This window comes from Candidatus Nitrospira salsa, from assembly GCF_965152625.1.
The window spans coordinates 711,326-735,622 of record NZ_CBCUCO010000002.1 but is presented as its reverse complement, the minus strand read 5'-3'; the positions used below and the strand labels follow the sequence as shown (position 1 = coordinate 735,622).

Below are 24,297 nucleotides of genomic sequence, written 5' to 3'. Positions count from 1 at the left end.
AAAGATGCGTCAGGCCATGAACAGTTATCAATCAGTAGCCATGAAGACGACGAATTTATGATTTTTCTCATCATTACAGTTTTGGCTTGGGGCATTCTGAGTGTTGGCATGTTGGGAGTGGAGTGGGGATATAGCGCATGGGCACAAGCTCGTTTATACACGACAGTTCAATTTTTAGCTCTCGACTCATTTTCCAAGTCTCAAAATCGAGAACAGAAAGAAGCGATTATCGGAATGATCATGGGACCACATTCATCGACAAAAGTGGAAGAAATCTTTTCTCGCCCAGGAGTTACTGAGATTCGACTCGCCAAGGATTTTGGATGGCCGTTACCGTCCTTGTTGAGAGGGAATTCTGTTCATCAACCATCTTCCGTTTTGGGAGTTGCCAGTTCAGCAACGGCGAAATTGCTTCCAGCTAGGCAGGTTGGCTTACCGCAATCAGGTCATCTTGCGCTACTCGGTGCCTTGCCTTGTGCTTTAGATAAAGAGGCTTGGGAAACCATGTCTGAACAGAACCCGGTCGCTGTGCTGGTCAATGCATCGGGAGAAATCCTTATTCATGGAAAGCCGATTGGCCACTTTGGTCAGCTCCTGACACATATTGGACAGGCTGTGTCTGATCCCCAGCTATTCAAACCTCTGCAAGTACGTCTCGATGGATATGTTCCAATTTTTTCAAAAATAGGAAAGATCAATCGTGTGGTAGGGTTTGGACGTGTTCAAATTTACGGCACCTATCCCCATGTGTGGCTTCGCAAGCAAGTGATCATGACCAGGAGTCACAATGCATCGACACAGTTAACGGGTGAGCGACCAAGCTTAAGTCAACAAGATCTTGCTCAGGTTTTTTCGGTGAATCGCACACTTAAGGGAGCTGTCCTTGCTCCAACTCTCATCTAAGAGGAATCAGTATGGATCAGAATATACAGATTTTAGTCGTTGGTGAAGATAAAGGACTTCAGGGAGAATTTGAGGCTGCCCTGCAAGGAGTGAGTCATCGTCATTGCATTACGTCCTATGCATCTGATTATCGGCGCGCTGAAGAAATGGCATTGAATCGGCAGCCAAATTTAATTTGTGTTGATATGGAAAAAGACTTTGATGATCTCAAGAGATTTACTCATGAGATTCATCAGATGCTCCCAGAAACGACAGTGGCTGCGATGTATCGGCCGGATCAATTTAGCGGTGAGCGCTCAGAGAGTGCGGTGGTGATCGATGGGGTTCGCGCAAAAATTCAAGATTTTTTACGACATCCATTGTCGAGTACAGAACTGAGGCAATTGCTTGATCGTCTGTATACTCCTCGGATCGCGACACCCGCATCTTCCGGGAAGTTAGTTTCTTTTGTGAGTAATAAAGGGGGCGTTGGGAAGTCTACGTTAGCCGTCAATGCGGCCTGCCTTCTTGCGACACGCCATCCAGGCCGAGTCTTGTTGATCGATGCCTCTCTTCAACTTGGTGTGTGTTCCGTCATGCTCGACTTGCTCCCCACGACATCGTTGGTCGATGCTGTGAGAGAGAAAGACCGTTTAGATGAAACCTTACTTCGTCAATTAACGATAAGTCACACCTGTGGGCTTCAAGTCTTAGCGGCTCCAAGTGATGCTCTGGAGGGTTCGGAGATTGATGACGAAGCCATCTATCGCATACTGAATTTTGCACGTCGTGCATTTGACTATGTCATTATCGACACGTTCCCCATTCTCGATAGTACGGTCTTATCAGTTCTCGATCTTTCTGACCTGGTTTACATCGTGATGCAGGGAACGGCACCCAACGTGATTGCGACGTCCAAGTTTCTCCCTATTTTGGAAGGACTTGGGGTTGGGAGAGAAAAGCAGCGGCTTCTTCTGAATCAAAATTATCGATCATTTACCGGCAATCTGAGTCCTGCGGACATTGAAGAGCGATTAACGCGGCAATTTGATGGTGTATTTCCGTACCAAAAAGGAATTTTAGCGGCGGCCAATGCCGGAGTTCCTTATAGTCTTGGCGGGTCAACTCGATTTGGATTTTCCCGAAGCCTGATGCAGCTTACTTCTGAGATCGAACTGTTGGGTACTTCCGCGACTAGGTTTCGGCTCAAAACCCACACTGAATCAACATGGCAGCAACTTGGAGAGTTTCTTGGGAGATGGCGGCGTGGATAAGCCTGAAGACGAAAAGGTTATGGACGCAAGGCAATTCTATCGAGAGCGCCTTAATCGATCATGTACCGCTGGCCTTGCCGCACGAATTCGCACAACACGAAGAAGTCCTTCAACGAGTTTTCTCGGCGAAGTACCTGAAAAAGAGAGAAGAGTCATACAGCGACCTCAGGCTAACTATATTACCATTAAATCAATGCTGCAAGAACGTATGTTGCTGGAAATTGGTGAGCAAAACCTCTATGGCGGAAGCAGTCAAGACGTGACACGTGCCATTCAAGAATTTACAGCGCGCATTCTGACCCAAGAACACATTCCGCTTAATGAGGAGGAGCGTCGTAGTCTTGCCGATGAATTAACAGAAGAAACGATTGGATTGGGTCCATTGGCCCCCTTGTTAACAGATCCTGCGGTCACCGACATTCTTGTGAATAGTCCTGAACATGTCTATGTCGAACGATTCGGTCGACTTGAACGGACGGAAGTTAAATTTTTGAATCGCGAGCATATTGCCAGAGTGATTGAGCGAATTGCCGCACAGATGGGGCGACGCATTGATGCATCATGGCCCATGGCCGACTTACGTCTCACTGACGGAACTCGGGTCAATGCGACCTTACCTCCAGTCTCGACTGATAGTCCGACATTATCCATACGACGATTTGGTCGACAGCGGTTACGAAAGCGCGATCTGTTGATGTTGGAAATGATGTCCTCCGACATGGCCTTGTTTTTAGACTTTGCGGTTCGCGCGAAACGAAATATTCTCATATCTGGTGGAACGGGAGCGGGGAAATCGACCTTGCTTGGTGCCATGGTGGAATCTATTCCTGCCTGTGAACGAATCGTCACCATTGAAGACACGGTGGAGTTGAACCTCGATCAAGAACATGTCGTTCGTTTGGAAAATCGACCGGCCAACGTCGAAGGGCGAGGGAAAATCAGCACACGAGATCTATTGATTAATACACTGCGCATGCGGCCCGACCGTATTATTGTCGGTGAAGTTCGCGGAGATGAGGCAGTCGATATGTTGCAAGCTTTAAATACTGGTCATGAAGGCAGTATGAGTACCATTCATGCAAATTCGCCTCCTGACGCCTTGTCACGTTTGGAGACGATGGTCATGATGGCTGGTTCAGATTTGCCGTCTTTTGCGATTCGAGAGCAAATTATTTCAGCCATTCATTTGGTTGTTCATGTTCGACGTTTTGAAGATGGCTTGCGACGTGTGGAGGGAATTTCCGAAGTTGTCGGTCGCGAAGGTACGAACATTCTCATGCAGAATATTTTTCATTATCAACGCCCTGGTGTTCAAAATCCAGGCGGACAGGGATACTTTATTTCCAGTGGGGTTGTTCCCAAGATGCTTTCCCACTTTGAGGAATTAGGCCTGGTTGTTCCTCATTCGTTATTTGAGTTGAATCATCATCATGCAGTGGTATGAAATCAGCCTTCTTTTCGTCTTTCTTGGATTGACGTGCATCGCAAGCTATGCCTGGCGGGATATTCGAATCAGACGGCGCTATGTCCGGCGTTTGGATGGTTTCTTCTCTTCCATTCGTGAACCCCTTCATCAACGACGAATTCGTACGTTTCCCACACGATATCGATTTATACCACTCGTCATGGGTGGAGCCGTTATGGTGCTATTAATGGGGGGGGAGGTTCCGCTTCCGTTTGCCTGTGCTGCTGCGCTGCTAACAGGAGTCGTGAGTTATTTAATTGAGACTCATTTTATTCAACGGCAATTGAATGAAATCGAACTACAATTAGCTGATTCCATTGATCTCATCCTCAGTCTTTTACAAAGCGGCATGACTTTACCCAAAGCATTAGAAATGGCCATGCACGAGACAGGACCTCCATTTAAACATTACCTTGCCGATATGGTGGGACGGATTCGTTTAGGCGATGATCCGTCTACGGTGATTCTGCAACTGGCCAAACAAATCCCTCTGGAAACATTTCAATTATTTTCCTCGATCCTTTCGGTTCAATGGTGGAGTGGGGGGAGTTTGGCGACGACACTTGTGAATGTCAGTGCGGTCGTGCGAAGTCGAATAGAATTAGATCATCGAATCAGAACGCAAAGCGTTGAATCGCAACTGTCCGTCCTCTCAATTCTACTGATCACCTATGGGCTTTCGTTCATGATGTGGCATGTCAATCCCACGAGCATGGAGACGTTTTTATTCTCAACAATCGGATCGTATCTTGGAGCTGGGGCCATCATTGCCCAGACTATCGGGATCATATGGATTTCTAAGTTAAGTGAAATCAAGTTTTAAGACCAAGCAATGATTCACGCGATTATCATTCTTACGCTCTCCTTGAGTGCCCTGATCTGTGTCATGGGCATTCTTTCCTTGTATCGTCGTCAACAAAGTTTAAAGCGGATCGTTGAGTTTTCCGAGTCGTTGAGAGGCGAAGACCTCACAAGTCCAAGAGAACGCCGAAGTTGGCTCAGGCGATGGCTTATCTTGTCTGGGTTTCGTCATTCTTCGGCACCTTTCCTGTTTCTCAGTTCCATGGTGCTCTCGACCTGGATAGGACTTGCCATTCTCTTGACGTTGTACTATTTCGAAATCATGAATGCATTCACACAATTATTTACGAAAGTGCCAGGGAGTTTCGGTTGGGGGTTAGAGGTCATGGTATTGGCTCTTCCATGGATTCTGTTTTGTCTGGTCGGAGGAAGTCCGATTTTTGTCGTCAGAGGTATACGCCAAAAACGTGTGAGTGATGTTGAACAAGATCTACCACTTTTTCTTGATCTTCTTTCGACATTAGCTGAAGCTGGCATGAGTTTTGACTTGGCCCTGGCGAAGATTTTGAGCTCACAACCATCCGGACGTTCACTCACCAAGGAATTTCGTATTTTTCAGCGAGAAATTTCATTAGGAATTTCTCGATTGCAGTGTTTCCGACGACTGTCTCAGCGTCTGGCTGTGCCTTCCGTTTCTCATTTCACTTCTGCCATCATCCAGAGCGAACAACTGGGGGCCAGTGTAGCGCAAACTCTACGTCGTCAAGCCAATGAGCTGCGACACCGCCGCCAGGAAAATGCGATGCATCATGCTCAAGGGTTGTCAGTGAAGCTCGTATTTCCTTTGGTCCTGTGTTTTTTGCCTGGTATCTTTCTGACCACATTAGGGCCAACCATTTATCAATTAGTGCAGATTCTCGGTGGTGTGCTGGGGTCGTTTTAATTCTTACCCTACCGTTGAGCTCCTCTGATATTCTTCATTCTTCATATGGTCGAACCCGTGCTTATCCTGTTCATCTTTTTTGCAATTGACTTGCAACAACTTGACAGAAAATTGAGGCTTTGCTAAATTTCGCGCGCTATGAAATTGTATCCTACTTGCTTTCGGCCTTCCCTATTACGAAAGATTTCAATTTTCCTCGGGGTGGTGTTCCTCTGTTTGCTGCCCTTCTCCGGTGCACTCGAGATTCACCATGTCTTTGCTGAAGTTGATCATGATGGTCATGAACATTCGGATTTTGACTTATGCCAGTGGGTGCAGCAACATGCGAATGGGTTATTCGTATACGAACGGCCATTGTCTGAAGTCTTACCTCTTGACATCACCTATACACATGCTGATTCTGATTCAGTCATTCCTTCCTTTTTTCTGCCGTCTTGTCAGTCTCCACGACCGCCACCATTCTCATAACTCAGATCTTTTCCTAGTAACACTGGTCTATCCAAGCATGCTCAGAACTCTCTGAAGACGAGTTCGCATGACTGGCCCATGTTTGGCCGATGACCATCACTCAGGTACAGAATGATGAGAAAGGATGAAGAAATGCGTCGGAGATACCCCTATCGACTAAGGTCTATGTTCGGATTGATGTTCTACTCCATCGTCTTGTGTAGTTTCTCGATGCCGGGAGCGGGTCTGGCCGATTCAGCCAGTTCACGGTGGAGCCGCATCGATCACCCTACCTTAGGAACTCAAGAAAGTTTTTCTTCCTATGATGACAACATACAGATCACAAAAACGTTGCCTGATACACCTGTGTCCCGGGCAAGCGATACCCAGACAGACGATTCTGACATCACTGAGCCACCAGCCCATTCCGCTCTTGAGGAACGCCTTCCAGGTGCGGAGATTACCTCAGATCCTAAAGATTTGAAGCCGCGTACCGGTGGCATGCCCATGGAAGTGCCGTTGGAACTTGATCAACCCTCGGAGCAACGAGAAGCTGCGATACTCAAACGGCAAACGTTGTTGAATCGATTCAATCCTGCGATTGGTCTCGTGGTTGAAACCATTTTCGGCTATACTCAGCGTCGTCAACGTTTTGTTGATGGGGATGGGGATCACGCCGGCAGTACTGTTGGAACCCGTCTTCCCGCGAATGTTTCTTCTGCCCTGCGAACGATCGAATTATTTGCTTCGGCTGAAGTCGATCCCTTTGCCCGTGCCTATTTGATTGCATCCGGACATGCCGAAGGGATCAATGCTCGTGGAAGTGAAGAGTTTGGAAAGGCCTTTTTTGAAATTGAAGAAGCCGCTATTCAATCGACGAGTCTTCCATACAATCTCTCTGTGCGAGGAGGACGGTTCTTTTCAGATTGGGGCTTTCTTGGTCGGCGTCATGCCCATGATCTTCCTCAAATCGATGTTCCGCCTTCGTTGGCACAAATTTTTGGAAATGGAAATCGAACTGATGGAATTGAGTTGTCGTGGTTGGTCCCGGTGCCGTTTTACCTTCAAATCAACACTGGATATGGTTTTAATTTTGGTCTTCCAGGTGAAGGGCCCTTAGCCGGCCTTCAACGACAGGTGATCCATGGCAGTGTCTTGTTTGGCTCGATTCGTACTTATTTCGATCTCAATGATGATCACAATATTGAATTCGGGTTTTCAGGTCTCTTTACACCACAGTCTCGTGTGCCGGGGGCGGTGGATGAGGCGTTGCTTGCGGTCAGTGATGATGATCCCATCGATCGGCATACACTGAATGTTGATTTTCACTATCGCTGGTATCCATTAGGACGCGGGCTTCGGCAAAGTTTCGCACTTCACGGAGAGATTCTCTATGATTTTGGCCAAGGGCGACGCGATGTGTTCGGCAACACGGTTTCCCGTGGAGCCTGGGGCGGGTATACCTATCTTGAATATCGATATAGTAAACGATGGCGACCAGGGTTCCGATTTGACTATCATCAGCTACCAAGTGAACCGGCGTTAGTTACAAATCCTCTCACCGGGTTGGCAGGGACGACGGTCAATACGTCAGGAAAACGTACAGAAGCCATGACACTTTCGCCGTATATCACCTTTTATCCCAGTGAATTTCAACGGTTCGTGTTGCAATTCAATCATTCGAATTATGGGAATACATTGGGTCCCAATAATCAAGTGCTTTTTCAATGGCAAGTGGTGATAGGCAGTCATCAACATGGATTTACGGAAAGAGAGTAATGCACGTATGAGAGATGTCCTTGGAGGTTTTGCGAGAATAACTTTTATGGTGAGCCTCGTCCTTGTGAATCTTGGCATGGCAGGACGACCGCCGATAGATCAAGGCGGCCGTCTTCAGATAGTCACATCCATTCCCGATCTTGCCGATTTGACATCAAGAATTGGCGGGGAACATGTGAGCGCGGAAAGTCTGGCCAAGGGCCTGGAGGATCCTCATGGTGTTCCGATCAAACCTAGTTTTCTTCCTAAACTCAATCAAGCCGATGTCTTAGTGGTGATGGGATTACAAAACGAACATTCCTGGTTGGCGGCATTGATTGATGTGGCGCGTAATCCCAATATTCTCCCTGGAAATCCAGGCTATATTGATAGTTCTGTGCACATCTCACCTAAACAAATTCCAACGGTCCTTTCCCGACGTGAAGGAGATCTTCATCCTCAGGGAAATCCGCACTTTAATTTAGACCCGTTTAATGCAAAGTTCATGGCCCAAGCCATTGCTGAAGGTTTGGCGCGAATCTATCCACCTGGACAAGCTCTTTTTCAACAGAATTTGAAGCGCTTTAAACAGGAAATTGATGATCAGATACAGAAATGGATGACACTCGCGGCTCCGCTTCAAGGCGTGCCATTTGTTTCATATCATCAGGACACAATTTACTTTGCGGAGCGGTTTGGACTGAAGGAAGTGGGACACATTGAAATCCGGCCAGGGATTGAACCAACGCAACGCCATCTTGTGAAATTAGTGGAAACAATGAAAGCCAGCAACGTCCAACTCGTTCTACGGGAACCCTACTTTAGCGATCAGCTTCCTAACTGGGTCGCTGAACAAACCGGAGCTCATGTCGCGAAGTTTTTGATCATGGTCGGAGGGAGTCCAGAGGTACAAACGTATGAAGATTTAATTGCATTTAATCTCCAGTCCATTTTAAACGCCGTACAACTGTCTCAACGCTCATTGCAGAATTAGTCGACGTGATGTCTACACTGCTGACCCTTCAACATGCCAGTATCGGCTACCCCGAAAGAATAGTGCTCCGAGATGTTGCCCTGGAGATATCGCCTGGGGCTTCTTTGGCACTCTTGGGTTCCAATGGGTCGGGGAAGACCACGTTTTTAAAAACCGTGGCAGGCATCGTCCCGCTCTTAAAAGGACAACTTCTTCTCAGTCGAACGTCCAATGGTCAAACCGTGCGAGTTGGTTATATTCCCCAACGCGCAATGCTAAATGGACTCTTTCAATTGAAAGCCAAAGAGGTGATTGAGATGGGCACCTATGGCACCCTTAGGCCCTGGCAAGGACTTGGACCAGCTGAGCGTGACCGGGTGGATTGGAGTCTACGGGAAGTTGAAATGTTTCATTGTCGGAATGACCCGTATGCATTCCTGTCGGGCGGACAACAACAACGAATATTGATTGCCCGCGCATTGGCGTCCAATCCGGATATTTTGTTATTGGATGAGCCGCTTGCCAGTTTAGATCAACAATCGATCCAATCCATGCTGACGTTATTCACCAAATTACAAGCAGACGTCAATCTCGCATTGATTTGGGCAGATCACGCACTGCCCACGCTTGGTGGCGTACTTGGGGAGGCACTCGTTATCGAACAGGAAACGCTGATGCGGAAACCCTTTACCGCTCTTGCCCCGCACACCCGCACGGCAATCGGGAGTCAGTAGGAGACCTCCATTGAACGATGTCCTGCAGATTTTGGATCCTGCTTATGTGTTGCGAAACGCCTTGTATGGTGGTCTTCTCTGTGGAATGGTCCTCCCCATTATTGGAGGGCTGATGTATGTTCGTCGCATGGTGTTTCTCGGTGTTGCCTTACCAACACTTTCTGCGACAGGAATTGCGATGGCCATTTTTTGGCATGCGACATTTCATCCGGATACGCAACACAGCGATTTCGGCCTGGCCCTCCTTGGTTCAACAATTTTGACAACGGGAACCTTAAGCCTATTAGCCGTGTTAGAGAGGAATGGCCGGGGAGTGGTCGAGGGACGCATTGGGGTTCTTTATGTCTTGGCAGGAGCCCTAACCATCTTACTCTTAGCATCAGACCGGATTCCCGAGGCAGGGGCGCTTAATGCTTTGAAAGGACAGATTATTGCCATTTCTGATGCCGACTTACAGCTCTTGGTCGTCTGTTTTACCGTCATGGCGGTTCTCTTGTGGGGTTTTCGAAAAGAACTGCTCTTGGTCTCTGTTGATCGGGATTTAGCCATATCTCTTGGGAAACAGGTGTGGGTTTGGGATATGCTGCTCTATGGAATTGTGGGGATCACGATTTCATTAGGCGTGCTTGTTGTAGGACCATTAGTCACGTTTGGATTTTTATTGCTCCCACCCATGATTGCGATGCATGTGAAGCTTGGAATATGGCTTGCGCCTGTTGTGGCTGCTGTCATTGGAATGGCGATGGCCTTTGGAGGGTTTCTGGTCTCGTATCAGCTTGATTGGCCGACAGGTCCAACTAACGTGGTCATTGGATGTGTTCTTCTCGGATTTATGAGCGTAGGACAATGGTGCCTGAAAAAATATCGGAAACCCAAAGTCATCAGCTCTCACTAATTCGGAGTGCCATGCTTCTTGTCACTGCTCCTGTTGTTGGTCGAATCTTTTATTCAATTCTCTCAGTGTCTTATTCTGCTCGTCGAGTTGTTGTTGAAGTTCTTTAATCTCATTTCGTAAATTCTGCTTTTCCCGACTATTGGGATCTTGAACTTTAAACTCGCGTTGCAGACGGGGTTCAGGTTGAGACGTCCGCTCTTGGTGTTTTTTTCTAGCGCCCAGAACAGTGAGGTCAACGACAACGACACCAATTGAATCTTGGGAGAATATTTCCTGAGTGTTGGCGGATTGTTTCAGCGCGGCATCCGGAGAAAATTTTAATTCCCAATGTCGTATGTGTGTTGGAGAAAAACTTGCTTTGGACGAGAGCTTACTTTGACGACGATCAGCTTGAAATGTATGCAGGGCAATTCGTAAAAAATTCTTTGAAACATACAGACTCCCGCTGGTGGCTTGAGGTCCTGAGGGTTTTTGGTTCGTCAGTTGAAACCACACATATTCTTCAGGGGTCGCTTGAGCAAGCGCGTCAATGAGCCAAGGCATTAAAAATTGTATCTCTTGTTCGGTCAAAACTGGCAATTCCTCCTCTTCGCCACTGACGAGAGTCGCCAACAAGGGTTTTTCTTCCAGAACATGCAGCCCTCGAAAAGTCTCCGTCAACAGAGTAATTTCGATGAAGGTAGGATGAGAAGCTTTGACCGCAGTATCGGGAAAGGTTTTGAGGAGCACCTGGCCTTGAGGGCTTTCATGGATAGGAGTCTCGACTTGAGGGGTAGCAAGGCAAGCCGGCAACGTTCCAACTATTCCACAAATACTACAGAACGCAAAGAAAAAATAGATTTGAGATTTCATTGTTAGTTCAAAAAACTTCTGGGAAAACTTTTCTTCGAATATCGTTTCTTCATATAAAAGTCAACTTACTGTTGTACTGATAATCCTGAATCTTAGAAAGGAAATCTATTCATTTTATTAAGTTGGGTAACGGCTAGAGCTGGTTCACCGTTTCGGTTGCTGACTAACAATCCTGCAATTCTGACATCGAGTCGTGTCTATCTTACATTCTTTTCGTTTGATCTTTTTGAATGCTTTTCAGAACATGCGTTCAATACTATTCGATATCATATTCAGGCTCATCGTTGAGAAGTGCATGTTCATGAGACCATTACTTGTTCACTTGGAGAACTGTAAGTCTTATCTGTTGTCGCATTTCTTGAAGGAGTCGCATGATCAATGGTCGGCCAAGATTAGGATAAGGAATCAGATATTTAAGTCTCTATTGGTTGCTGAAATATATTGATGGAATGAATTACGTTAAAATAAGTAATGTTTTATATCCAAACGTAAAACACTAATTAATTTTCATGAATCGTCATTTTTACTGGCAGCAGCAAGTATAGTGGTGGCATCTAGCCTGGTATGCAATATGTTGAACGTACATCGAACATCGCCAGTTCTCAATGGTCTGGCTCTGTGCCAGGTTTTTGTCTTCTGGCATCGTGATCATCGAACGTTTCGCATTGTCCTATCATATCTCTCACCATTGACTCTAGCAGCCAATCGGAGTAAAAAATATAGGGAGACCAGACAGAGCACCCTTGATAATAGGACGGTACTTTCTTTGGTGATAATGTATTATTTATAGAAAGAAATCATTTTAACAATTTTTCATGAGAAGTATTGGAATTTTGTAATGGGCTGGAAAACAACAGAAACCCCACTCAACCTTATTCATATTCTTCCTTCTGACGGAGAAAAGTCTAAACCCAAATTGCCGTATGACAATGCTCAATCTTTGAGAATTCAAGTTGGGGATGAAGCCCCCTCTGTGAGTGTAAAGTTTTTTGCTAAATTGATTGCGGCTGTTCGAAGCGGGGGCAAGCAAATAGGTGAATGGCTTCACATGAGCGTTTCACTATGTCAACGTGGAGGTCAAAGCGTATTTCGTGGTTTGACTTCGTGTGTCCTCGGTCTATTTGGTCTTCTCAAGAGCGGAGTGGGAGCCAGTGTTGCCGTCGTCACTCGTTCAGCGAACAGTGCTCGAGAGAATACTGAGAAAATTAGTGATACAATTTGGAAGATGTATACAAAAAAACGAAACGCCGCGATACCTGAGCCACGTATTGTCTCGGCCACCATCGAATCTCCAACAAGCATGGCACCAGCCCCCAAGTTGGAACGTGACGAGTTATTGTGGGAAGTCCATGCTCTCCGCGATCAACTCACAGCTCAACGAAGAGAATTTACTCGCGTGAATACACAAATCGGTGAGTTAAAAGCTTTAGCCTTATCACAGCAACAAGTGCTTTTGCATCTCGGGAAAGAGCTTGAATCCATAGAGTCCAAAACCGTACGTAATGAAAAAGCTGCGCCTAAAAAAGTCAAGCCACGGTCATCTAAAGCTGCTAAATCCAAACCCTTTCCTTCTGCCTCCCAGTCACCAAGAGAAACTTCCATAAGGTTCGATCCGCCTCGATAATCTTTTGACTCAACGCATTTTCAGCGCAGACTCTTACGTGCTCAATATTTTATTTGAGCCTTTACCGCTTCAAGCAAAGGCTCTAGGCCTCATTAAGAATCCTATTCGATTTACGATTACTTAAGAAACTTTTAAAAGTTCCGAAACGCACCGAAAGCATAAACTGTGCCGGTTTTAGATTTAAATCGGATAGGTGGCCTGCGCCGAGACGCCAAGGATTGTTGAATGAATAAACCTTTGACTCGTTCACAATTTCGCAATCATCTGTTAGGCGTCATGGATCAAAAAGATCATTGGGCTTGGGGGAATTTCTCTGGTCCGACAATCACGAAATTCCAGCTAAAGCTTCATTATCAACAAGAATTTGGCGTGTATGTCCGTGACTTTCCAGTATTCCTTGCTCGTATTTACGGACAAAATCCACCCCCTGATGTTCGTGCCATGCTGGCTGAAAACATTTATGAAGAAGATACTGGACGATTGTCATTAGGACGGTCACATCCTGAACTCTTTATGAAAATGATGAAGGGATTGCAGTATCCCTCAAAAGATTTTTTAGATGTTGCCTTGCTTCCCGCCAGCCGTCAGTATCGTCTTTGGCTTGAGCGTGTGTCAGTTTATCGCGATTGGAACGTTGGCGCGGCGGTGTTGACGATATTTGTTGAAGGCAGTAAGAATGATCGAGAGGAAATACGGTCAGCGGCAAAACCCATGACACGAAAACGTCTTGAGTCAATTGTCCGGAAACATCCGTTGGTCTGTTATCACGGTATATCCCCTGATTGTATGGATCTGACAAGAGCCCATCAAATGGTCGAAAATGGACATCGGCACGATGCGTATAAAATGGTGCTCACACATGCAGTGACACGATCCCAGCAAGATACCATTTTATCAGCCATGAAGAAGACACTGCGGTTGTGGCTCAAATACCGTGAAAGTGTCGCAAACGCCTGTGGGCTGACGCGTCTTCATGGAATTGGTGTCTGACCTGCTTCATTCTCTAGTCTTCCGCCTCGAACGAATCGTGTTATATTTTTGGCGAATTTGACTGCTGGATCTCAACTTACGCTTCCCTCCTACTCCTCATGTGATTCCTTTCACTCTCTTTCAAATCTCTCGTATCATTATGGAACGCGATATTCCAACGACCTCATCCCTTCGTGTTTCAGGCTGTCTTGATCAATACAACAGATTCATTAACAACGTGAGTGAAAATGATACGTAGAATCACAGCCTTATTGATTACTTGATTCGTTTCAGCATGCGCTCAAGACGGTAAATCTGCCACTTGACTTTCATCGTGAGATGTTTATAATTGCAAGAGGTTTGCAATTAGAGAGGTGACGTATCAAGAAATCAACCATTGATGAAGATCTGCGGGCAGCCGGACATCGATTAACTCGAACTCGTCGTGCCGTCTTGGAGATTCTTGAACGAACGAAATATCCCTTGAGCGCCTCTGAGCTCTATGAACGGTTGACGAAAAATAAGGTTGCCATCGATCTGGTGACGGTCTATCGAACACTCAGCGTGTTACGCGAGCTAGGGGTTGTTGCTCAGATCGAACTGCATAAAGAAGGGCAAGCTCGATTTGAAATTCGTCATGGACGTGAGCATCACCATCACATTCGTTGCCAAACATGTGGGAAAATTGCTGATTTGTTGCTATGTCCTCTGAAAAAGTTAACCGCATTTATTGAAAAAGAAACACAATTTGTCGTGAATGAACATACGTTGGAATTCAGTGGCTTCTGTCCAAAATGCCAATAATTCTATGAAAACCTTTGGCCCAACACTTTCAAAAGCCGGATCAATCGCCTCGTTAGTCTGTGCAGTTCATTGTGCCCTCACACCGTTAGCCTTGTTAGCGCTTCCAGTGATTGCGGCTCATTCATGGGACGGCTTAGATCTACTCTTGGGCGGGTTTTTGGCTGATACCACTGAATGGTTTTTTGTCGGTATCATTGGTGTCTTGGCTGGGTTTGGGCTATTAGCGACCTATCCATTACATCGAGACATACGACCAGCTTATATGACGGCTCTGGGGCTCTTCTTACTCGTCGCGGCACATGTCTGGATGGTCCCAAGCAGTTTTGGAGAAATTGCGCTTGATGTGTTGGGGGCATCGCTAATTGCCTTTGCAGGATTTTGGAATCGTCGTCTTTGCCATTGCCTTGGCTGTCACACGCATGAACATGCATCTGAGCCATCAACTCCCACGTTTGAGCAAGCCATTGATCCTTCACTAGGAAAGTAGTCCGTTTTCACTTTGCTTTGTAATATTTGTCGTTGTGGTGATCCATGGAATTGGGTGTTAGCCATTCCAAGGAAAAGAGCTGGAAGACCATAACCTCTACGAATACTTGAGTTATTCAAAAAAGCCTCAGGAAAGTCCTTGAGGGATGCCGAGAAAATTGGCGAAGAGCCTAAGACATTATGTTCATTCTACTGGCTCGTGGAGAGAACTACGCTAGGGCAATCCGCAGATATAATGGGTGTCTTGTTTTGGGCCGTATCTATTTATAGGGATACCGTGTTTTCTTTGGAAGCGCGTTCGAGGCCTTCTTGTAATTCATGAATGAGGGTTTCTGTTTCGCTCCAGCCCAAACAAGCATCAGTGATGGAGACGCCATAGGCTAATTTCTTCCCTTTTTCCCACTTCTGATTGCCCGGGTTCAGGTGACTTTCTATCAGGAGACCCATGATCGCTTCTTGGCCTAGGCAAATTTGCTGAAGAACGTTCCGCGCAACATTAGTTTGACGCGTATGATCTTTTTCTGAGTTCCCATGGGAGCAATCCACCATGATTGGTCTCTGAATTTTTTCATTTTCAAGTGCATCAGCAGCTTGTTCGATGTCGGCTGCTTGATAATTCACCTTTCCTCCGCCACCACGAAGAACAATATGCCGATCTTGATTTCCATTGGTTTTGATGATCGAAGTCACTCCGTCGACATTGATGCCAATGAAACTTTGCGGATGACGTGCCGCAATCATGGCATTCAGCGCCACTTGAAGACCACCGTCGGTTCCATTCTTAAATCCCACAGGCATCGATAATCCACTGGCCATCTCTCGATGAGTTTGACTTTCAGTCGTTCGGGCTCCAATTGCCGACCAGCTGATCAGATCAGAAAGATACTGCGGGGTAACCGGATCAAGGAATTCTGTGCCACAGGGAATACCCATGTCATTAATATTGAGCAGAATGGTTCGTGCTAACTGAAACCCCGCATCAATATCGCAGCTGGTGTCTAGGTGAGGGTCATTAATCAAGCCTTTCCATCCCACAGTCGTCCGAGGTTTTTCAAAATACGTTCTCATGACAATAACAAGATGCTCTCGAGTTTTTTCTACGAGGCCTTTTAACCGCTCTGCGTATTCATAGGCCGCTTGCGGATCATGGATGGAGCAGGGACCAACAATCACAAGGAGACGGTGCCGATCATGCCCATTGAGAATGGCTTGAATGGCCTGACGTGTCTGACGAACGAGTATTTCCGCAGACTCGGGTAAAGGGAGTTTCTCTTTTACCTCCCGAGGAGTCATCAAGGTTCCAATATCAATAATATTGCGGTTATCAATTCGTTCAGTCATGATAAATTCCTAACGTTATAACGATAAAATGAGAGTCGAACGTTTATAACTCCTAGACTCTACATGCTGGCCTATCATGAACGAGTCGGAGTTAGGCGTTCAGTGATTCTGGCGTAACCTAGTAAATGATACTTAATAACTGAATAGTTTCATTGTAATTTAGTTATGTGCTGTTCGCAAGTAATCAAAAATATTGATGAGCGGTTTAGAACGATGAGACCAGTCAGGGGAGCGACGGTTCGGAAATGAGAAGGAACTTACACGACGGTGTTAATAAGTTTTGCTTGTTGAGAGGTATACCACTGAAGAAGGTCCAGGCGTGCGACATCAGAATCTGATTGGAATCGAAATTGTAAACCAATATGAAGCTCAGAGGTTGGATCAATCCATTCAATCTTCGCGAAAAGTTTTGAAGTATGAGAAGATCCTGGGAGCTGACACGTTAAGATGACCTGCATGCTGCTTACGGAAGGCCACGCATTGGCTGCAGCCGTTAATTGACAGCCCGATGGACAGAGATCGCTAATGGTGACCGGAAGGACAGCTAAAATTTTTGATTGGTCAGTCATAGGACGGACCGTTCCGGATAAATCCACTGCGAGCCGTGGATATACTCTCGCTGCTTGATGAATGATGTCCTTCGGAGGCTTGAGTCGAAGCGATTGTGAATGTATGGATATTTCTTGGACCGTTGTTTCAAATTGATACGTATCACCATCAAGGAGCGAGCGCCCTTTGACGGCAGCCCCCACAGCCAGATCAGCAAGTTGTGTGTCTTGAGGCAGCGCACAGAGTAGGGAATGGTCCATCCCAAGTCCTAACAGTTGCGAGCGAAGGATCATTGACGTGGCTTCACCGGGAAATGTGAGCCAGAGTGTATTAGAACTCGAGGATAAGAGGGTTCGTTGTTGACGACTCATAGCTTAGCCGTATCTTCTCATGACGATGCGAATCCAAGTAGAACCATATTGACTGACACCGCTCGATCTCAGAGGTTTCTGTTCGAAGTATATTGAGTCAGTTCTTGGTCATTCCTAGGCCCATACTCGTTAAAAAGAAATATCTTCCCACGAAGCAACGACCAGCTCGTGTTTAAGATAGAGCAACAGAGGTTGGGCACTCATCTGTACTATTCGGTTTGTTAAGAGAAAAAGCTAAAGAAGGCTTTGATGATGTCTTGTTTGAGCGATGTTTATGACGAATGTTGGAAAATAGTGAAGGCTGGAAGTGGTGAGAGGGAAACTCTAAAAATTAAGGCAACTTACGTGTGTTATGGAGGATGGTATCGTGAATAATCCGATCGGCAATGTCTTCAGTCGAAATATGATAGTCGCCTGATTCTAAAGATTTTTTGACCTTCTTCACCCTTTCTTCTCGAATGTCAGGACTCTGCTTTATCGCATTGACAAGGTTATCATACTCTTCCTGATCGGAAGATAGGCGAAGCACATCCTGAGTAGTGGGTTGGAAGTTTGATGAGCGAGACTCGGAAAGTCCTTTGCTACTCTTGTTAACGAAGGGTGGGGGTTGGTTCACATTATTGTCACGAGAGTAAGGATTTGTGTTAATAGGATCAAAGGACATGATGACCTCCTTCAACAAAACCGTATTCTTTAGTATAAATAAAACTCAGAGAAATGGAAATAGACAGATTTGGTCACGATACTGAAGGCTTCAAACGTAGGACAGGGTAAAGACAATGGCAGAAATAATGGTGCCCGCACAGATTACCTCCCTGACAACCTTAGACCCCGGTGAAGTTCGTATCATCGAATTAGCACTCCCTAAACAGTGGGAGGTCGAAGGGATTGAATATCCTGTGTACGATACGATGCGTCCAGGGACCGCGTTCCTGACAAAGCCCTGGGGGACTCGAACGGAAAAGCGGCGGCGGCGGATGTACACACGCTCTAATGCCAATGTTGATTCCGGACATTGCTTGGAGACCATCATCAACTTTACCCATACTGAGCGGTCTGATACGTCAGCCTGGTGGCAAACCGATGAATGTGTCGAATGGCAACAGTCTGCCCAGCCACTGGATGTCAAGGTGGAGTGGAATCAGGATCGGACAGCCTTACAAATTTACGAAAACAGTCAACAGTGTCACGCCACGAATTTACGCTTAGAACCTGACGGTGAATGGGAATCCATGAAATTTCTCGCCTTGGCGTTTTCTACCGGGATCACTCCCTTTCTTTCCTATCTCCGATATATGAAACACAGAAATTTCGGGCGCTCCGATACGCTTTCCGGTTCATTTCTGAGACTGATCGTCAGTGTTCGATCACCTCAGCAGTTAATGGCACATGATGAACTTCTCTCCCTTGAGCGCCTATTCCCTGATAATTTCCAGTACCACCCAGTATTGACACGGAATTGGCCTCAAGACTGGCCGTATACACAGGGACGAATTATGCAAGAAAAGCAGACAGGTATGGATGGCAGAGCGATTGATCTCAGTCCGCTCTTAGCCGTCGTCCCTGATATCCAGCAGTACCATGTACGATTTTGTGGGAATAAAGCGGCTCGTGATCAGCTTCAGGAAGGGTTTCAACAATATAGCCTTGAACCTCGCAGCATTCGAGCCGAGGTGTGGTAAACGATCCATTTTTTTTACGACCGTCAGCGTGACGTATTTGTCAAAAGGAATGAGAAAGTTGCCTAAGCTGATTGAGAATTTTTGAGGACCAAGGGGGTAGGAATTTCTGGACGGCGTATCAGACGAACCACAGGTTTTCCGAGAAATGCATGATGTCCACAAATAAGGCAATGTAAACTCAAGGTTGCCAAGAGTTCTTGCTGTAGTTGTTCAAGATGAACCGTCCGTGAGCCGCATCGTGGGCACCGTGGGTGTTTCGATGCTGAACGTGAAGGGGCAGGAATGGAGGGTTTTGTGGTTTTAAGCGTATTCCGTTTCATAGTCATAGGCTTTCGTGGGTTCGATAGAGGGTTTTTGATAGGGAGTTTCGCTATGGATTTACTCTTCATCACTACGTTGAAGTAACAAGTTCTGTGCCAGCCCTCATTGATGTCTAAACTTCACAGAACGTGATGTATCGTAAGGAAAGTTAAAGAAATATGCTGGAGGAAAGAGTCAGGCAGGCAAGTCTTTCCCATTACCCTGAGGAGAAAATAGCCTATAGAGTCGGAATAATAGCCTGAAAAATTAGTGTGTCCGAGGTTGGGGGGACTGAGGGGGTGAAGAGGGTTTTGCAAGAATCGCTGCGGCTCGTGAAGCTAAATTGTCTGCTTCGGGATAACGTTTTGCTTCTCGAAGCAAGTCGGCATACTTTTCAAGAATGGTGACCACATCCCGATGATTGGGACCACTCAATTCCTCCTTCATCTGTAAGGCTTTTTTATATTGCATCTCAGCCTTGGTGTATTGCTTTTGTGAACGATAATACGATGCAAGACTATAGAGGCTGCTGAGTAGCAAGGGATTCCCTTTCCCTAAGTTTTCCGCATGTTCAACGGTCTGAAGGAGTTGGGTCTCAACATTTGATTGAGTGGGAGAGGTCGTCCGTTCTCTGGAAGTTTCGGGTGTCGGGAAGCGTGGAGAATGTTGAGAGCAGGCCTGAATCAATAAGCTCATAAGGACGATTCCTACAAGTAAGCTAAAGCGGAAGTATTGCGCTAATGACATGTAAGATTGATCAAGCACAGGTTTCGCTCTTTTTAATATCCGTGGTCAAATTTCAGGAAATTGTAGAGTGGATGTATGTGAATAACAAGTCAACGTGAGAATTGCGACGCAATGACTAGAAAATGAGGAGGTAGAATTGTGCCACTTGTGTGGTGTTCGATTTCAGGACATGGGTTTGGACATGCGGCGCAACTGGTTCCCGTACTCAATGAGTTAGGACGCCAGCATTCACAGGTGCGAGTTCTCTTACGCACGACGACGCCAGCGGCATTTTTTCAAGAAACACTTTCCATACCCTGGGAGTGGTCGCATTCACAGCAGGACATTGGTTGTATACAACATGGTCCGCTGAGTATTGATGTTGAGCAAACCTGGAATGCCTATGCTCAGTTTCACGACGGGTGGAAAGCCCGTGTTATGGATGAAGTCCAAGCGATGCACAAGGCAAAGCCTGATCTCGTTATTTCAAATATTTCACATTTGGGTATCGCCGCCGGTGTGGAGGCAGGTTATCCCACAGTAGGGTTTGGCTCCTTATCGTGGGATCAGGTCTTGGCTGAGTATCTCGTCCCTGGCTGTTTGGAGCACGAAACCGTTGTGGCGCATATTCGTCAGGCATATCAAGGTGTCAGCTTGATGATACGACCGAATCCCGGCATTCGCATGGTCGCCTTTCCAGAAGTGCAGGACGTCGGCCCTGTGCTGTTACCATCCGTCGAACCGGAAACATCAATACGGCGTATGCTGAACATGGACTCAGGCGAGCGTTTAGTCCTCATTGCCTTTGGCGGAATTCCCTTGTCCTCAGTACCGCTTGAGCAGATCGATGCACTAGAGGGGTATCGGTTTCTGGTGAGTGGAGCCTTGGACTGTCGCGGCTATCAACGGATTGGGTCTACAAGTGAGGTCGGGCTTCCATTTCGACGAATTTTGGCTGATTCAGACATTGTGATGACCAAGCCGGGATATGCGACGATTGTGGAAACTGTACGACTCGGAATGCCAATTGTGTATGTCAGGCGACACAATTTTGCCGATGAGCAACCACTTGTTGACTTTACTCATCGTTATGGACGGGCTCAAGAGCTATCAGTCAATGAATTTGAATCCGGTCAGTGGGGAAGTGTGTTAGGGCACGTTCAGTCGATTCCACTTCCCAAAGAATCCATGCCTCCTGAAGGAACAAAGCTGGCCGTTGATCATTTGTTGAAATTCTTGGAATAAGAGAATGTGAAGAAATTCCATGTTAGTGGATCGATGTGCGGTCAGGAATCAAGGAAGGGTAGGGGGTGACCGTGATTGCTTCAAGGTTATTTTCGAAATGATAGTCATGAGCCATTCGATCCTTCCAAAAGATGCCGATAACTTCAACCTGATGATCCATCGCAATAGGGCTACTGCCTTGTGTCCGATCATGTCGGCCAAAGACGACAAGCGATGCGGTTTCATGCTGTAACACAAAAACGAAATCAAAGAAGAGTTTTGTCTCGTCAAGATGCATTTCTGGTTGCTTCACGATGCCACGTACCCTCACCACTTTTCGATGAAAGTGTTCAGAAAACTTCAAGAGAGTTTCAATTTCGACAACTTCTGACTCGGTCTCTGCTGAGGGATTGACCGTTAAAGATGGAGTGTGTGCACGAAGTTGTGTGACTTTCAAATTGCGATGCACAGTGTCGGGAGATTGAGGAAAATATTGAAAAGACTTGTAAGAAGGAAATGCTGAGGGCATCTGGGTTAGCTCTGAAAGACAACTGACAAGCATGCTAGGGCTTTGGATTATCAGAAGGCTGAAAAGTAAAAGGAGGAAGCTCATGTGTATCGAGAGACAATAGCTAGAAACTCAAGAGTGTATCGTTATGCTATTAATTAAAGTTCAACTTTAGTATCCTGCGTTATTCATAAGATGATTCAATGAGATTGCTGTCCTGTTTATTGGTAAGAGTAGAGTAATTAAATAGTCATAACACATTGAAATTAATAGAAAGTTGAATCCATTTCGCCAGATTGGGTATCATATTATAGATATGACACGCCAAGAACGCTATCAACAACGCCACAAAGCTGCAGGCCTCTGCATCTATTGCCCTCGCAAAGCCATCAGTGGATGGTTTTGCGCTCATCATCTGCGAAAGCGCCGAACATCGATGCGAGTTCAAAATGGGAATCGTCCCTGGCATCCAGGGGGTCCTGGTCGTCCTCCCCTCACACGAAGAGCGCATTAACCTTCTGCTATATTCACTTCTCTTTTCGCCTTCCAGTTCGTTCTTATGATACGTTCACACCAGATACATTCGCGATGAATTGCTTACCTCGGGAAGCATGAACCATACGACGCGACATTCATGAATAAAAGAAATCTCAAGTATGACGTTAAGGAGTCTTGCATTGCCACGTCTTGATTTTTATGCCGTTCTGGAAGTTGAGCCAGACTCATCGGATGACTACATCAAGAAGGCCTACAGAAAGCTGGCCCTTCGCTACCATCCTGATCACAATCAAGGGAAGCCCGACGCTGAGATCAAGATTCGTGAGATTAATGCCGCCTATGAAGTCTTGAATGATCCTGAGAGTCGGAAAGCCTATGATCGCATACGCTTTGGCGGGTACCGCCAGCAAGTAGATGGATTTGGAAAGTCAGAGGATACGACGCCTGATCCAGGCGTGGCCTTCGAGGCCATGGAACAAACCTTGCGCGATGAAGCCAAAAAAGATGTCTTTTCAGTTCTGATAAAGGATCAGGTGCGTATTAAAGAGGAGCTGTCGATTATTCGCGAACGTGTTGTGGCGAAACAGGGATATGATACGTTTCAAGAAGCGCTTGTTCTCCAGAGAGCGCGTGAAGTCATTCACACCTTTATTTCGCAAGATCTTCTGGATCGGCGCGAGCAATTAGTCGATGTGGCACACCAGATGCTCCTCTCGCAAGGAGTTTGCGCAAGTCATCATGATAAAGATGTTATTGCGTTAAGAAAACAACTCGATAAATATTACGATGAAGGGTGGGCTCAAGGTTATCTTCACGCCTGTGAATTATTTTATGTCAGACGATAGCTTGATGTTTAAGGTGAGCGACGTTGTCTTAGTATTAATGGGACAGGCGATGAACGTGATGACGAAATAACTAAAGGTATAGTTGACTACTGACCGGACAAATATTAGTTCTAAAATTCAAGCCCCACGATTCACCCTTCACGGCATTTGAAGGATGAATCCACAATTTAAAGCTTTACGTAAATTTTAGGGAATTAGAAAAGTCATCTTCCTTCAAACGCACCTTGATACGACGAACTTTACGGTTGGTAATTCATATGTCGAGAGCGCGTTGGGAACCATTCCGTCGACAAACAACCACTATCGATAAACACCGATGATGTCATTACTCTCTATCTAAGAGAGAAGAGGTATCCTGCTGTGTGCCTTGCTGTGATGAAAACTCCGATTGTGCCAATGCTTGAGCTGCGCGTGAAATTTCAACTTTGATACCTTGTTCTTGTGGATCGCCAGTTTGCAATGGGTTTTTTGCCGATTCCTTTTCATCTTCTGGTCGTTGTACGGCGGTCGATGGTTTACTCGCAGAAGACAGCGTATTTGCCAGCTGCCCCAATGAGCCTTGGCCCTGTTCAATCCCAGTAATATTCATATTACCCTCCTTTCATAACTTAAATATGAAATGTGCTTCTTGTTCTACCCTTCTCGGCTAGATCGTTATTCACTTGAGTATGTAAATGACAAGCAAAATCCTTAACATCGAAAAGAGTGATGAACCGTTTACAAGCTCAAAGAATATGAAGCTAGGGAAGAAACGCGAAGGTCTTAATGATTAGACTATTCGGGCTATTTTTACTTATCGGGGGTCTGTGGGTAGAAGAAGGAAGGCGGGGCGGGGTTTGCTGCAATTTTAGAAGATAAGCAACATTGTCAGGAATTATGAGTTCTTGATGAAAGATTTGCGATATTGGCGGAGGGGGTAGGATTCGAACCTACGGTCCCGTGAAGGACTCCGGTTTTCAAGACCGGCCTATTCGTCCACTCTAGCACCCCTCCATACCTGTGATAATCAGTGCTTCAATTGTTGTCTCTTACTTGTCGTACTCATACCTTTGGTTCTTGAGCAGTATATGAGCAAGTTCTCCCTCAACACTAATATTCCTCGTACCTTTGTATACTTCGGTCATCAACTTTTTACTGGTAGTTCAATTGCGTCTTAGCTCTCTTCCTCGCTGGCCTGCCAGCCGAAGCCAGGCGTAGGCTGGCGGAGGGGGTGGGATTCGAACCCACGGTAGCTTTCACTACTCCGGTTTTCAAGACCGGCCTATTCGTCCACTCTAGCACCCCTCCGATTTCTCATGCTCCTACTGACTGCAGTGTGATTTGACGATGAAGATTCTGAATTGGCT

At 46.2% G+C, this 24,297-nt stretch carries 25 protein-coding genes and 2 tRNA genes; 17 read left to right on the top strand and 10 right to left on the bottom strand.

Annotation, left to right across the window (positions count from 1 at the left end):
* The first annotated feature begins 57 nt into the window (after positions 1-57).
* The 10 genes from ACWQXP_RS05135 (at position 58) to ACWQXP_RS05090 (ending at position 10,172) form a co-directional block, all read left to right on the top strand.
* The gene (locus ACWQXP_RS05135; RefSeq protein ID WP_454061765.1) at positions 58-903 is read left to right on the top strand and encodes a hypothetical protein; all 846 of its coding nucleotides are present in this window, start codon (positions 58-60) and stop codon (positions 901-903) included.
* Positions 904-914: 11 nt separating this feature from the next.
* Positions 915-2,156, top strand: coding sequence for an AAA family ATPase (locus tag ACWQXP_RS05130; protein WP_454061764.1), 1,242 nt, complete (start codon positions 915-917; stop codon positions 2,154-2,156).
* Entirely contained in the window at positions 2,149-3,600 is a 1,452-nt protein-coding gene (locus ACWQXP_RS05125; protein WP_454061763.1) for a CpaF family protein, read from the top strand. The genes ACWQXP_RS05130 and ACWQXP_RS05125 overlap by 8 nt, the downstream gene beginning before the upstream one ends.
* Positions 3,587-4,444, top strand: a complete 858-nt coding sequence (locus tag ACWQXP_RS05120) for a type II secretion system F family protein (RefSeq protein ID WP_454061762.1) — start codon at positions 3,587-3,589, stop codon at positions 4,442-4,444. Before ACWQXP_RS05125 ends, ACWQXP_RS05120 begins: the two co-directional genes overlap by 14 nt.
* 9 nt (positions 4,445-4,453) lie before the next feature.
* A complete protein-coding gene (locus ACWQXP_RS05115) occupies positions 4,454-5,365 on the top strand; it encodes a type II secretion system F family protein (protein WP_454061761.1) in 912 nt (303 codons plus the stop codon).
* A 216-nt stretch (positions 5,366-5,581) separates the two neighbouring features.
* The gene (locus tag ACWQXP_RS05110) at positions 5,582-5,833 is read left to right on the top strand and encodes a hypothetical protein (RefSeq protein WP_454061760.1); all 252 of its coding nucleotides are present in this window, start codon (positions 5,582-5,584) and stop codon (positions 5,831-5,833) included.
* A gap of 132 nt (positions 5,834-5,965) precedes the next feature.
* Complete coding sequence (locus ACWQXP_RS05105) at positions 5,966-7,591, top strand: hypothetical protein (protein WP_454061759.1); 1,626 nt, start codon at positions 5,966-5,968, stop codon at positions 7,589-7,591.
* Between the two features lie 7 nt (positions 7,592-7,598).
* Positions 7,599-8,564, top strand: a complete 966-nt coding sequence (locus ACWQXP_RS05100) for a metal ABC transporter substrate-binding protein (RefSeq protein ID WP_454061758.1) — start codon at positions 7,599-7,601, stop codon at positions 8,562-8,564.
* Positions 8,565-8,572: 8 nt separating this feature from the next.
* Positions 8,573-9,277 (top strand): metal ABC transporter ATP-binding protein, encoded by a 705-nt coding sequence (locus ACWQXP_RS05095; RefSeq protein ID WP_454062984.1) that lies wholly within the window; start codon positions 8,573-8,575, stop codon positions 9,275-9,277.
* A gap of 10 nt (positions 9,278-9,287) precedes the next feature.
* A complete protein-coding gene (locus tag ACWQXP_RS05090; RefSeq protein ID WP_454061757.1) occupies positions 9,288-10,172 on the top strand; it encodes a metal ABC transporter permease in 885 nt (294 codons plus the stop codon).
* Positions 10,173-10,193: 21 nt separating this feature from the next.
* Here the strand turns inward: ACWQXP_RS05090 and ACWQXP_RS05085 are convergent, their stop codons facing one another.
* Complete coding sequence (locus ACWQXP_RS05085) at positions 10,194-11,024, bottom strand: hypothetical protein (RefSeq protein ID WP_454061756.1); 831 nt, start codon at positions 11,022-11,024, stop codon at positions 10,194-10,196.
* An 838-nt stretch (positions 11,025-11,862) separates the two neighbouring features.
* Between ACWQXP_RS05085 and ACWQXP_RS05080 the strand changes: the two genes are divergently transcribed.
* The 4 genes from ACWQXP_RS05080 to ACWQXP_RS05065 all read left to right on the top strand — a co-directional run bounded on the left by ACWQXP_RS05080 (position 11,863) and on the right by ACWQXP_RS05065 (position 14,908).
* The gene (locus ACWQXP_RS05080; RefSeq protein ID WP_454061755.1) at positions 11,863-12,648 is read left to right on the top strand and encodes a hypothetical protein; all 786 of its coding nucleotides are present in this window, start codon (positions 11,863-11,865) and stop codon (positions 12,646-12,648) included.
* 225 nt (positions 12,649-12,873) lie between these two features.
* On the top strand, positions 12,874-13,638 hold the full coding sequence (locus ACWQXP_RS05075) for an iron-containing redox enzyme family protein (RefSeq protein WP_454061754.1): 765 nt from the start codon (positions 12,874-12,876) through the stop codon (positions 13,636-13,638).
* Between the two features lie 360 nt (positions 13,639-13,998).
* Complete coding sequence (locus ACWQXP_RS05070) at positions 13,999-14,421, top strand: Fur family transcriptional regulator (protein WP_454062983.1); 423 nt, start codon at positions 13,999-14,001, stop codon at positions 14,419-14,421.
* On the top strand, positions 14,396-14,908 hold the full coding sequence (locus tag ACWQXP_RS05065; protein WP_454061753.1) for a MerC domain-containing protein: 513 nt from the start codon (positions 14,396-14,398) through the stop codon (positions 14,906-14,908). The genes ACWQXP_RS05070 and ACWQXP_RS05065 overlap by 26 nt, the downstream gene beginning before the upstream one ends.
* Positions 14,909-15,171: 263 nt before the next feature.
* On the opposite strand, the gene ACWQXP_RS05060 is transcribed toward ACWQXP_RS05065, so the two are convergent.
* From ACWQXP_RS05060 to flgM, 3 genes are all read right to left on the bottom strand, one after another.
* Positions 15,172-16,248 carry a 3-deoxy-7-phosphoheptulonate synthase gene (locus ACWQXP_RS05060; protein ID WP_454061752.1) on the bottom strand — a complete coding sequence of 359 codons (1,077 nt, stop codon included), beginning with the start codon at positions 16,246-16,248 and terminating at the stop codon, positions 15,172-15,174.
* 257 nt (positions 16,249-16,505) lie between these two features.
* Positions 16,506-17,168 (bottom strand): hypothetical protein, encoded by a 663-nt coding sequence (locus tag ACWQXP_RS05055; RefSeq protein ID WP_454061751.1) that lies wholly within the window; start codon positions 17,166-17,168, stop codon positions 16,506-16,508.
* Between the two features lie 331 nt (positions 17,169-17,499).
* Positions 17,500-17,832: a flagellar biosynthesis anti-sigma factor FlgM gene (gene flgM, locus ACWQXP_RS05050; protein WP_454061750.1), complete on the bottom strand. Its 333-nt coding sequence runs from the start codon at positions 17,830-17,832 to the stop codon at positions 17,500-17,502.
* A gap of 115 nt (positions 17,833-17,947) precedes the next feature.
* On the opposite strand from flgM, the gene ACWQXP_RS05045 reads away from it, so the two are divergent.
* A complete protein-coding gene (locus ACWQXP_RS05045) occupies positions 17,948-18,850 on the top strand; it encodes a hypothetical protein (RefSeq protein ID WP_454061749.1) in 903 nt (300 codons plus the stop codon).
* Positions 18,851-18,912: 62 nt separating this feature from the next.
* Here the strand turns inward: ACWQXP_RS05045 and ACWQXP_RS05040 are convergent, their stop codons facing one another.
* Together ACWQXP_RS05040 and ACWQXP_RS05035 are read right to left on the bottom strand one after the other, a co-directional pair.
* Complete coding sequence (locus tag ACWQXP_RS05040) at positions 18,913-19,176, bottom strand: hypothetical protein (protein ID WP_454061748.1); 264 nt, start codon at positions 19,174-19,176, stop codon at positions 18,913-18,915.
* Between the two features lie 241 nt (positions 19,177-19,417).
* Positions 19,418-19,846, bottom strand: coding sequence for a tetratricopeptide repeat protein (locus tag ACWQXP_RS05035; RefSeq protein WP_454061747.1), 429 nt, complete (start codon positions 19,844-19,846; stop codon positions 19,418-19,420).
* 189 nt (positions 19,847-20,035) lie between these two features.
* Here ACWQXP_RS05035 and ACWQXP_RS05030 point away from each other — a divergent pair, with 189 nt between their 5' ends.
* Entirely contained in the window at positions 20,036-21,121 is a 1,086-nt protein-coding gene (locus ACWQXP_RS05030) for a hypothetical protein (protein ID WP_454061746.1), read from the top strand.
* Between the two features lie 22 nt (positions 21,122-21,143).
* Here the strand turns inward: ACWQXP_RS05030 and ACWQXP_RS05025 are convergent, their stop codons facing one another.
* Positions 21,144-21,557, bottom strand: coding sequence for a hypothetical protein (locus ACWQXP_RS05025; protein WP_454061745.1), 414 nt, complete (start codon positions 21,555-21,557; stop codon positions 21,144-21,146).
* A gap of 728 nt (positions 21,558-22,285) precedes the next feature.
* On the opposite strand from ACWQXP_RS05025, the gene ACWQXP_RS05020 reads away from it, so the two are divergent.
* The gene (locus ACWQXP_RS05020; RefSeq protein ID WP_454061744.1) at positions 22,286-22,951 is read left to right on the top strand and encodes a DnaJ domain-containing protein; all 666 of its coding nucleotides are present in this window, start codon (positions 22,286-22,288) and stop codon (positions 22,949-22,951) included.
* A gap of 325 nt (positions 22,952-23,276) precedes the next feature.
* Here the strand turns inward: ACWQXP_RS05020 and ACWQXP_RS05015 are convergent, their stop codons facing one another.
* From ACWQXP_RS05015 to ACWQXP_RS05005, 3 genes are all read right to left on the bottom strand, one after another.
* Entirely contained in the window at positions 23,277-23,540 is a 264-nt protein-coding gene (locus tag ACWQXP_RS05015; RefSeq protein WP_454061743.1) for a hypothetical protein, read from the bottom strand.
* 316 nt (positions 23,541-23,856) lie between these two features.
* Positions 23,857-23,944 (bottom strand) — tRNA-Ser (locus ACWQXP_RS05010).
* Positions 23,945-24,150: 206 nt separating this feature from the next.
* A tRNA-Ser gene (locus ACWQXP_RS05005) sits at positions 24,151-24,238 on the bottom strand.
* Positions 24,239-24,297: the final 59 nt, after the last annotated feature.